The following is an 11,239-nucleotide window of genomic DNA, read 5'->3' as shown; positions in this document are numbered from 1 at the left end:
GGATTCGAACCTGCGACCTCCGGGTTATGAGCCCGACGAGCTGCCACTGCTCTACCCCGCATCGTATGTGGGCGCACTGCGCCGATAAAAATGCGCTGAACTTCCTCAGCGCGGGCGCACTATAACACACGCCTCTGCAAGCGTCAAGGGTTTGCGCGACGCTTCACGAGCGTAGCGAGCGCATCAAAAAAATTGTGATACTATCTTCGCTATGCACCGCCCACCACTCGACACTCACTACTCATCACCCATTGTCTCCTTGTCTCCTTGTCTCCTTGTTTATTGTTCATTGTTCATAGCCTCATTGCTCATCACATCCTGCGCCCCCTCGCTCACGCCGCCGCCATCTGCGTCACTCAACATCACCATCATTGCTGACGGCAAAACCGTTGCCCTTGCCACCCAAGCACTCACCGTGCGCGAGGTCGTTGCCGAAGCCAATCTCACCCTGAGCGAGCTGGATAAAATCACGCCATCCGAGTTCGCGCCCCTGGTTGACGGCCTGACGATCCAGATCATTCGAGTGACGACCCAGACCGAAATCGAAGAAGTCGCCATCTCTTTTGAAAAACAAACTCAGCCGAATGAAGGTCTGCCCGCCGGTGAAACACGGCTCCTGCAAGCCGGCGTCAACGGCGTGGACGAGATCACGTATCGTCTCGTGTTTGAAGACGGCGCGCAAGTGTCGCGCACCGTCGTCCGTCGCGTTACCCTCAAAGAGCCTCTGCCGGAAATCGTCATGATCGGCGCCCAAACCTCCTTTACAGCCATTCCCATCCCCGGCGCGCTGGCCTATGTGTCGGCCAACAACGCCTGGCTCATGCGCGACTCCAGCGGCAGCCGCAAGCCACTCACCACCTCCGGCGACCTCGACCGCCGTGTCTTTAGCCTCTCGCCAGACGGCGACTACATTCTTTTCACTCGCACCATCCCCGACCCAGCCGCGGCTCAACCTGCCGGGCTTTCCAACAGTTTGTGGGCCGTCAACACGCGCGAGCCAAACGCTAAGCCATTCGACCTCGGCATAAAAAATATATTGTGGGCCGATTGGTCGCCCGCTGCGAAGCATACCCTGGCCTACACCACCGCTGAACCACGCTCGACCGCGCCCGGATGGCAGGCCAACAACGACCTCTACCTCCTCACCTTCGATCAACGTGGCAACCCCGACGAACCCAAACTGGCGCTCGAACCTTCCTCCGGCGGCCTCTACGGCTGGTTCGGCACCAACTTCGCCTGGGCGCCCGACGGCTCACGCCTCGCCTTCTCTCAAGCCGACAAGCTTGGCTTGATCGATCCCTCCACGACTTCAGCATTTCCCATCGCCGGCTATCCCATCTTCCAAACTTATAGCGACTGGGTTTGGAATCCTGCCATTACCTGGTCGCCTGACAGCAGTTTTATCTACACGGTTTTGCATGGGCCGCCGGTGGGCCTCGAAACCCCCGAAGACAGCCCGGTGTTCGACGTGGCGGTGATTGCCGCCGATGGATCGTTCGATGCTTCACTCATCGCTCAAGCCGGGATGTGGGCCTCGCCCACGCCCTCGCCCGACGGCGCGCGAGTGGCCTACCTGCAAGCCACCTCGCCGCTCGACAGCGTCACCAGCCGCTACCGAATCATGATCATGGATCGTGACGGCAGTAACGCCTCGGCCCTCTTTCCTCCGCCCGACCAGCCCGGCCTCAAAAAAGTTGACGTCACCTTCTACTGGTCGCCGGACGGCAAACAACTGGCCGTCATCCACAACGGCAACCTGTGGGTCGTGGATGTCGCCACCCGCCTCAGCCAGCAACTCACCGGCGACGGCCAGACCACCAACCCCACCTGGGTCAAATAACATTGCGCCGCGCCCTGCTCTTCACCATCATCTTCGGCCTCTGCCTGTTGACTGCCGCCGCGCTTGTCTCACAAGCTCGAACGCAAACACGCGGCCTTGATCTCGGTTCGCCACCCAACCGCCCCGGCATTTACGGCATCAACATTGATCCCTTAGGTAGCGCCACCGACCAGGCTCAACAACTGGAGGCGGCTCAACAAAATGGATTCACCTGGGCGCGCCAGTCGTTCAATTATCAAACGAACGATTGGGCCGCGTCTGATCAACTAATTGACAATATCAACAGACACGATCTTAAACTGGTCGCCGTTCTCACGGGGTCGCCGCCGCCTGACCCCGAAGCCTTCTCGCGCTTCACCGCCGGCTTCGCCGCTCGCTACGCTGACCAGATTGACGTCTATCAAATTTGGGATGAGCCGAACTTAGAGTCCGGCTGGGGCGGCCCACCGGAACCGGCAGAGTACGCCCGCCTGTTGCAATTGGCTTACGCCGGGATTCACAAAGCCGATCCAACTGCCACCGTTCTGCTTGCCGGCCTCGCGCCCACAGTTGAAACCGGCCCCAAAAACCTGAGCGACATTCTCTACCTCCGCCAGCTTTACGAACTTGGCGCGGGGCCGTACTTCGACGCTGTGGCCGGCAAACCTTATGGCTTCAATTTCTCGCCGGCTGATCGAACGGTTGATCCAAACGTCTTGAACTTTTCGCGCTTGATTCTGCTTCGCGAAGAAATGATCGCTCACGGCAACGGCGACAAATTTTTGTGGTCGTCGAACTTTGGCTGGAACACCCGCCCCTCAATTTGGGGGCATGTAAGTGTGGAAGAGCAGTTGACCTACACTCGCGCCGCTTACGTTCGCACTGCAAGCGAGTGGCTCTGGGCCGGGCCGATGTTTCTTGAGACGAGTGCCCTCAGTTCGCCCTCGGTTGACCCGCACGAGGGTTTTGCGATGCCGAACATGAGCGGTATCGTTCCTCAGCAGGCAGGCGTTGTAGTCCCTGGAAACTACTCCCCCTCCCAATTAACTGCCTACGCACAATTTGAGGGGGCATGGAAGTTCTCTGATCTCGGCGCGGACATTCCGCAAAACGGCCCGGCCACCATTCGCTTTGACTTTGAAGGAACCGAACTTGCCCTCACGCTTCGCCGCAACAACTATCGAGCCTATCTCTTTGTCACGGTTGACGGCCAACCCGCCAACGCCCTGCCCCGCGACTCCAACGGCGAAGCCTACGCCATCCTCACTTCACCCGATCTCGCGCCGCGCACCGACACGATCACGCTTGTCACCGGCCTCGCCCCCGGCAAGCACACCGCCTTCATCCGCGCCGACCGGGGCTGGGATCAGTGGGCTATCGTCAACATCCGGGTTGGCCCCAATGTGTCCCAGCCTGACGTTCGACTCCCTCTCTCTGCTCTCGCCATTATCGGCCTCGTCAACTTCATCGGTCTCCTCCGCACAATCTCCACGCGAAGCGTCCAGCCTCCAATCTCTAATCTCAAATCTCGTCTTTCCGATTCCACCCAGACCTTCATCGCCGCCCTCCTCTCGGCCCTGCTCTGGGCCTCGGCCTGGCTCACCTGGGGCAGTGACACAGCGCAGGTCATTCGCAAATACGGCGATGCTGCGCCGCTCATCGTCACCCTGCTCACCGCCGGCCTCTTCTACTACTCGCCCTTCCTCATTCTCACGCTTCTCTGCCTCGCTCTTCTCTTTTCTCTTTTCTACCTTCGCCCCGATCTCTCCCTGCCCCTCATCGCCTTCACCGCGCCGTTCTACCTCATGCCGCGCCCGCTCTGGGATCGCGCCTTCTCGATGGTTGAAATCCTCACCGTGCTTGCGTTTGTGCCTGCCATTCTCCGCCTTATCCCAAGATTACGCCTTCTCCCCTTCTCCTCTTCTTCCCTTCTCCCTCTCGATCTCTCCATCCTCCTCTTTGTCATCATCTCCGCCGCCAGCCTCTTCGTCGCCGACGTGCGCGGCGTCGCCATCCGCGAGTTTCGCGTCATCGTGTTGGAGCCGGCGCTCTTTTATTTGCTCTTGCGACTCGCCCCACTCGATCAAAAAGGAATCTGGCGCATCGCAGACTTCTTCTTGCTGGGCGCGGCCCTGGTGGCCGCCATTGGTCTGGGAAACCTGGTGACCGGCACAAACCTTATCACCGCCGAGGGCGGCGTGGCCCGAATCCGATCCGTCTTTGGCTCGCCCAACAATCTGGGGTTGTTTCTAGGCCGGGCCTTGCCCATTGCCGTGGCGGTCGCCCTGTTAAGTCGCCCCGGCTGGCGGCGACTCTTATATGCGCTCGCCGCCAGCCTCATCGGCGTTGCCATCATCCTGAGTTTCTCTAAAGGCGCACTGTTGCTCGGAGTCCCGGCGGCGTTGGCGACGATCCTCATTTTCTGGGGCGGGCGACGGGCCGCGCTGGCCCTGGCCGGATTGGCCGCCGCTGGCGGGGCGGCGTTGATCCCGCTCTCGCGCCATCCGCGCTTCGCCGACCTGCTCAACCTGACCAGCGGCACGTCGTTCTTCCGCCTTCAACTCTGGCGCTCGGCGCTGGCCATGTTTGCCGATCATCCAGTTTTGGGTGTGGGACTCGACAACTTTTTATACGCCTATCGCGGCAAATATATTTTGCCTGAAGCCTGGCAGGAGCCGAACCTGCCGCACGCTCACAACGTTTTTCTGGATGCTCTCACTCGCCTCGGCCTGTTAGGCCTGCTTGCCTTCCTGGCCTTATTCGCTTCATTCTTTAGCACGGCCCGCGACACCCTGCGCCGCCTCACCGACCCCGGCCTCCGCGCTCTGACCATTGGCCTGATTGCTTCGATGGTCAACACGCTGGCTCACGGTCTGGTGGATACCGGCTACTGGTTTGTAGATTTGGCTTTTGTGTTTATGATGACGCTGGGGTTGATGGCGGCGATCCACAAGACCTGCCAGGCTCCTGGCTCCTAAAACCTGACGGCTGCTTTATGCCTCATGGTACAATCCAGCCGCACTTTCAAACCTGGAGAATAATACTCATGCGCGTTCTAATCACCGGCGGCGCCGGTTTTATCGGCTCACACTTGTGCGATCGTTTTCTGGCCGACGGCCACAGCGTGATCGCCATGGATAACTTGATCACCGGCTCGACCCGCAACCTCCAACACCTGGCCGGGCGCGACGATTTCCTCTTCATCAAGCACAACGTCTCGAATTACATTTTCGTGGACGGCGAGGTTGATGTGGTGATGCACTTCGCCTCCCCGGCCAGCCCGTCGCAAACGGCCACCACCAGCTACCTGCAACTTCCCATTCAAACCCTCAAGGTTGGCGCTCTCGGCACACATAATGCGCTGGGCGTGGCCAAGGCCTTCGGCGCAAAATTCCTCCTGGCCTCTACTTCCGAAGTGTATGGCGACCCGCTGGAACACCCGCAAAAGGAAACCTACTGGGGCCACGTTGACCCGGTGGGGCCGCGCTCGGTGTACGACGAAGCCAAGCGTTTCGCCGAAGCCATCACCATGGCCTATCACCGCACGCATGACGTGGACACCCGCATTGTCCGCATCTTCAACACTTACGGCCCGCGCATGCAACTCGACGATGGCCGTGTCGTCCCCAATTTTGTGGGCCAGGCTGTGCGCAAAGAGCCGCTCACAGTGTATGGCGACGGCTCGCAAACCCGAAGCTTTTGCTACGTGAGCGATCTGGTGGAAGGCATTATGCGCCTGTTGAACTCGGACGAGCACGAGCCGGTCAACATTGGCAACCCCACCGAGATCACCATTTTGGAGTTCGCCGAGGCCATCAACCGCATCACCGGCAACCCGGCAGGCATCAAGTTTGAGCCAATGAGCCGCACCAAAGGCGACCCCCAACGCCGGCGGCCCGACATTTCCAAAGCCAAGCGCATTCTTAATTGGGAGCCTGATGTCCCACTCGAACATGGCATGTCGAAGACCATCGAGTATTTCGCCGGGCAGATGTGACATGGCGCGAATCGCCAATTCACATTTGAAGTAATGGCCTCTTCCCTCCGCGCGCGCGGCGCTTTCCACAACAGCGCGGCTCTTCTTGCAATCGCGGCGTTTGTGATCGGTCTGCTCCTCGCTCGCCTGCCACTGCCTCTGAGTTTGGCCGTCACCGGCGGCGGCGCTTTGCTCCTCTTCGCCCTCGTCGAGCCGCTGGCCGGGCTGGCCTTCATGCTCCTCCTCGGCCCAGCCGAGCCGTTGCTCTACGCCGCCTACCCGTCCATCCCAATTCCCTGGGGTCAGATCGGGGTCGCCATCTTTGTCGGCGGGTGGACCTTGCGTTGCCTGGCCCGGCGCGAACTGCGCTGGCCCCACTTACCAATTACCCTTCCCTTCGTCCTCTACCTGTTCGCCATCACCCTCTCATTCACCGTTCAACAGGTGCGCTCGCCGTTTGCCGCCATGCAGGAACTGGTCAAGTGGCTGGAGATGTACCTCGTCGCCGGAATTGTGGCCGGCGTGGCCGGGCGCAAAAGACTGGGCTGGGTGCTGGCCATCGTGTTTCTGGTCGGCGTTGTGCAGGCCGGGATCGGCTTCTGGCAGTTTCAGTTTCGCGGCCACGGCCCGGAAGGATTCAGAATTCTCGGCACACACTTTCGCGCTTACGGCACGTTCGAGCAACCCAACCCCTTCGGCGGCTTCATGGGCCTGGTCTGGCCGGTAGCGGCGAGCCTGGCGATGGCAATGGCTCTCGAATTCGTCAGGAACTTTAGGGTCTCCCGGCTTGAGCGTGCTATAGTATTGCTCCGCAAGAACTGCGCTGACCGCGAAGATGTTGATCCACGAAGTCACACGAAGGAACACCAAGAATTCTTCGTGAAACTTCGTGGCCTTCGTGGATTGTTTTTGGTTGCGGCTGGAAGCCGCGCTATAGTTTTGTTTGGCAGTGCCCTGGTCGCAATCGCCACGCTCGCCGCCCTCTTTCTCTCGTTCTCGCGCGGCGCGTGGCTGGGGGCGGTTGCCGCCGCCGGGGTCATGCTCATCTTCTGGCCGCGGCGCCGCTGGTTTGGAATCGGGCTGGCCGCCGGAGGCCTGGCCGCGTTTCTCCTCCTGTATAATCTGGGTCTGTTGCCGTCGGCCATCGCAACCCGCTTTGCCGACGTAGGCGACTTTGTGCAAGTGTACGACGTTCGCGGCGTGCACATCAACGACAGCAACTTTTCAATCGTCGAACGGCTGGCCCACTGGCAGGCCGCCCTCAACATGGCCGAAGCCAACCCGATCGTGGGCGTGGGCCTCAATAACTATGATCAGGCTTACGACGATTACCGGCTGATCAACTGGCGGTACAGCCTCGGCCATGCTCACATGATCTACCTGAACGTGCTGGCCGAAACCGGAATCGTCGGGTTGGCCGCCTACCTATTTTTGTGGGGCGGAGTCCTGTTCATCACCGTCCGCGCCATTAATCGCAACGGCGGCCTGGAGCGGGCGCTGGCCGTTGGCCTGCTCGGCGCGTGGGTGCATCTCGCCACCCACCAGATACTGGACAACTTATACGTCGGTAACATCGCCTTGTACCTGGGCGCGCTGTTAGGCGTGCTATGTATTTTGGGTGAAGCGCCGGGCGCAGGCCGTAATGACGAAGATCACGACCTGCCGTCCACGCCTCACATTGCAACTTCATGACACTGGTAGAAACCATCGCCCACCTTCGGGCCAAAACACCCAAAGAGCAAAAACGCTTCATCAAGTTTCTAATTGTTGGCGCTCTGGGCTTTGCCGTAGACTTTGGCGGCTTCAACCTCTTCCACTTCCTCAAAGTCGGGCCAACCGTGGCCGGCCTCCTATTTCCCCCCCTCGGCGGCTATCTGCTTGAGCACCCCGAAATCGTCGAACAGTCACTTTCCTTTTCGTGCGCCGTCCTCAGCAACTTCATCTGGAACTACTTTTGGATTTACCCTGAAGCGCGAGAGGCCAATCAGGCTCGCAAGATAATGATGTTCGTGGTCATCAGCGTCGCCGGCCTGATCATCGGCATCCCGGTCTTTACCGCCGCCCTGTTCGTTGCCAAAAACATCGTGGCTTCACTCAGCCTCGACAACCTGGGCTTCAACCTGGCCGGCAACATGGCTCTGGTCTGCCGGGTCGTCGTCCTGCTCTTTTGGAACTTCTTCGCCAACCGCAAATTAACTTACGGCGACGTGAAATAGAAACCGATGCGAATTGGCATCGAAGTGACCGCCGCCGCGCGGCAGGGCGGCGGCATCGGGCGCTACGTCCGCGAACTTCTCAAGGCGCTGGCTCAACGCGACAGCGAGAATCAGTATCGGCTTTTCTTCGCTTCACCCAACCCTGTTCCTCACCCACTGCCGCCACTGCCGAGCAACTTTTCGATTCGTCATTTGCCCTTTCATGACATCTGGCTGGCGCGGCTCTGGCACCGGGCGCAACTTCCAGCGCCGGTGGACCTGATCACCGGGCCGATTGACATTTACCATGCGCCCGACTTCACCCTGCCCCCGACTCGCGTCTCGTCTCTTCTTACTATTCACGACCTGTCATTCGCCCGCGATCCAGAGTCGGCGGCCCCCGGCCTGCGCGCTTACCTCAACACCGTCGTGCCGCGCTCAGTAAGGCGCGCCAGTCACATCATCGCCGTCTCGCAGACCACCAAAAACGACCTCATTGAACTTTATAACACGCCCGCTAACAAAATCACGGTAGTATACGAAGGCGTTGACTCGATCTTCAAGCCCACGCCAAGCCCGGCCATCCGCGCCAAGTACGGGCTGGGCGACAAGCCTTTTATCTTCTCTGTCTCCACTCTCCAGCCGCGCAAAAACTTTCAGCGGTTGATTCAGGCCTTTGCCAGACTGCCAGCCGACTTCAATCTGGTAATCGCGGGCGGCAAAGGTTGGCTGTACGACGATATTTTTGCCGAAGCCGAAAAGCCTGCCGCGCGTGGCCGGGTGATCTTCCCTGGCTTCGTGCCCGACGCCGACCTGCCCGCGCTTTACACCGAAGCGGCTCTCTTCGCTTACCCTTCTTTATATGAAGGCTTCGGCCTGCCCCTGCTTGAGGCCATGGCCTGCGGCACGCCGACTGTCACTTCCAATGTGTCGTGCCTGCCCGAAGTCGCCGGCGGCGCGGCGGTGCTGGTTGACCCCTACAGCGTCGAGTCCATTGCCACCGGTCTCAAAGAGGCGGCGACCACCCCGGAACCCTGGGTGAGGAAAGGACTCAAGCGAGCGGCGGGGTTCCGCTGGGATGAGGCGGCGAGTCAATTGTTGGCGCTTTATCAAAAATTGTCCTGAGATATAATCAGGCTAATGTCACTTCACCCCATTTACTCCACTCGTGGCGAACACGTTGCGTTCTTTGCCAAAGGCTATCTCTTCAGCCGTAACGGCGAGTGGATCGGTTTTGTGGATGCCCAAACGGCGCAGTTGTTCGCGATGAACGGCGAGCACGTGGGCTACTTGAGCCGCGATGGGCGGCTTCTGCGAAAGCGGTCAATGGACGACCGGGTTCCCCGCCGCGCGCCCCCGCCCCTGCCGCCTCGCCCCGACCTGCCTTCCAACGTGCCCCTGCCGCCCATGTATTCCGAGCTTGGCTTTGAGACGGTGGACATCATGGACGAGATGCCGGAGCTATTGCCGACTGCCGACTCCGACGACCTGCGGCCCGACATGGATTAGAGACTGGAAGTTGGAGATTAGAGGTTAGAGCAACTTCCAACTTCCAATTTCCACCCTCCAACTTCCAAACAATGAACGGTAAAACAACCTCCGAGTCCCGCCTCACCCTCAACCAACTCATGTTGCCCGAACACGCCAACACCCTGGGCAACGTTCATGGCGGCTGGATCATGAAACTGGCGGACGAAGCCGGCGGCCTGTGCGCCATTCGTCATGCCCGCCGCCCGTGCGTCACCGTTGGCATGGACTCGATGACGTTCACCAAACCGGTGCACATGGGCGAACTCCTGGAACTGACGGCTGAGGTCACCTGGACGGGCCGCACCGCGATGGAGGTGCAGGTGAATGTCACTGCCGAAAATCCGTTGACGGGTGACCGGGTGCACACCAACTCGGCCTACCTTGTCTACGTGGCCCTCGACGCCCGCGGCCAACCCGCGCCCGTGCCGCCTCTGATCCCGGAAGACGCCGCCCAGCGCGAGCGCATGGCCGCCGCGCAGAAACGGCAGGACTATCGTATCAAACAGCGCCAGCTAAAAAAGGCTGAAGCAGATCAACGCGGATAACCTATGGCTAACGTCTCTTCGCTCGTCCAGCTCATCGAACAAGTTTCGGCCAAACGCATTCTGGACGCCGCGCCGACAGAAGATCGCGGCCTGGCCGAGCGCCTGCCCTTTCCCTTCATGGCTCTCGTCGGTCAGGTGGAGATGCGAACCGCGCTTCTGCTTACCCTGATCAATCCGGCGGTCAACGGCGTTCTGCTGGTGGGGCCGCGCGGCACGGGCAAAACCACCGCCGTTCGCTCCCTGGCCGACATTCTGCCTCTCGTGCCGCGTTCGTTGTGCCAGTATGGTTGCCTGCCGGAAGATATTGAAGGCGGCGGCATGGACGCCGTGTGCCCCGACTGCGCCAAGAAATTTGGTGAAGGCCGGCCGCTCACCCAACCCGATCAGGTGGCGCTGGTGGAACTGCCGCTCAACGCCCGGCTGGAAGACGTGGTGGGCGGCCTCAACGAAGTGGCCGCCGCCCACAACCGCGCCATGCTTCAACGCGGCATCCTGGCTCGCGCCGACCGAAACCTGCTTTACGTGGACGAAGTCAACTTGCTGGCCGACGAGATCGTGGACTCGATCCTCGACGCCGCCGCACAGGGCCAGTACACGCTTCGGCGCGGCCCGTTCTCGGCCACCTACCGCGCCCGCTTTGCCCTCGTTGGCTCTATGAACCCTGAAGAAGGCCGCCTTCGCCCGCAAATTCTCGACCGTTTCGGCCTGCGCCTGATCGTGCGCGGCCTGACCGACACCGCCGAGCGTTTGGAGGCCTACCGCCGGGTGCGGGCCTACCTCACCAACCCGCGAGCGATGGTGGCCGCTTATGAAGAGCAAACGCTCATCGCCCAAAGTGAAATCCAGTCGGCGCGAGAACTTCTGCCAACTGTAAAGCTCACACCTGAAGCTGAAAGCGCCGGCCTGGAGCTGGTGCGCCAGATGAAGATCGACTCGCTCCGAGCCGAGATCACCCTCTTTGAGTCTGCTCGCGCCTACGCCGCCGCCGACTCTCGCCTCGAGGCTTCCACCGCCGATGTGCGGGCCGTGGCCGCCATGTCGCTCCGCCTTCGCCGCTCGCAATTCATGGAGAAGTATTTTGAAGAGCAAGGGAGCGAAGAGACGGAGATCAAGTCGGTGATCGATTCGGTCATTCCTGAGTAAAACGACAAACGTCAAACGACATTACCCCTGT

General features: G+C 60.3%; 9 protein-coding genes. All 9 read left to right on the top strand.

Annotation, left to right across the window (positions count from 1 at the left end):
* Nucleotides 1-304 precede the first annotated feature (304 nt).
* Nucleotides 305-1,840: a G5 domain-containing protein gene (locus HYZ49_02855; protein MBI3241215.1), complete on the top strand. Its 1,536-nt coding sequence runs from the start codon at nucleotides 305-307 to the stop codon at nucleotides 1,838-1,840.
* 2 nt (nucleotides 1,841-1,842) lie between these two features.
* Complete coding sequence (locus HYZ49_02850; GenBank protein MBI3241214.1) at nucleotides 1,843-4,797, top strand: O-antigen ligase family protein; 2,955 nt, start codon at nucleotides 1,843-1,845, stop codon at nucleotides 4,795-4,797.
* Between the two features lie 68 nt (nucleotides 4,798-4,865).
* Nucleotides 4,866-5,816, top strand: coding sequence for an SDR family oxidoreductase (locus tag HYZ49_02845; protein ID MBI3241213.1), 951 nt, complete (start codon nucleotides 4,866-4,868; stop codon nucleotides 5,814-5,816).
* Nucleotides 5,817-5,849: 33 nt separating this feature from the next.
* Nucleotides 5,850-7,487, top strand: a complete 1,638-nt coding sequence (locus HYZ49_02840; GenBank protein ID MBI3241212.1) for an O-antigen ligase family protein — start codon at nucleotides 5,850-5,852, stop codon at nucleotides 7,485-7,487.
* Complete coding sequence (locus HYZ49_02835) at nucleotides 7,484-8,011, top strand: GtrA family protein (GenBank protein MBI3241211.1); 528 nt, start codon at nucleotides 7,484-7,486, stop codon at nucleotides 8,009-8,011. Before HYZ49_02840 ends, HYZ49_02835 begins: the two co-directional genes overlap by 4 nt.
* Before the next feature lie 6 nt (nucleotides 8,012-8,017).
* Nucleotides 8,018-9,115, top strand: coding sequence for a glycosyltransferase family 4 protein (locus HYZ49_02830; GenBank protein MBI3241210.1), 1,098 nt, complete (start codon nucleotides 8,018-8,020; stop codon nucleotides 9,113-9,115).
* 15 nt (nucleotides 9,116-9,130) lie between these two features.
* Nucleotides 9,131-9,499, top strand: a complete 369-nt coding sequence (locus HYZ49_02825; GenBank protein MBI3241209.1) for a hypothetical protein — start codon at nucleotides 9,131-9,133, stop codon at nucleotides 9,497-9,499.
* 71 nt (nucleotides 9,500-9,570) lie between these two features.
* A complete protein-coding gene (locus tag HYZ49_02820; protein ID MBI3241208.1) occupies nucleotides 9,571-10,065 on the top strand; it encodes an acyl-CoA thioesterase in 495 nt (164 codons plus the stop codon).
* A gap of 90 nt (nucleotides 10,066-10,155) precedes the next feature.
* Nucleotides 10,156-11,208, top strand: coding sequence for an ATP-binding protein (locus tag HYZ49_02815; protein MBI3241207.1), 1,053 nt, complete (start codon nucleotides 10,156-10,158; stop codon nucleotides 11,206-11,208).
* Nucleotides 11,209-11,239 lie beyond the last annotated feature (31 nt).

This window comes from Chloroflexota bacterium, assembly GCA_016197225.1.
Lineage (GTDB): Bacteria > Chloroflexota > Anaerolineae > Anaerolineales > VGOW01 > VGOW01.
Note: the sequence above shows the minus strand (reverse complement) of the source record. Positions and strands in the feature narration are given on the sequence as shown.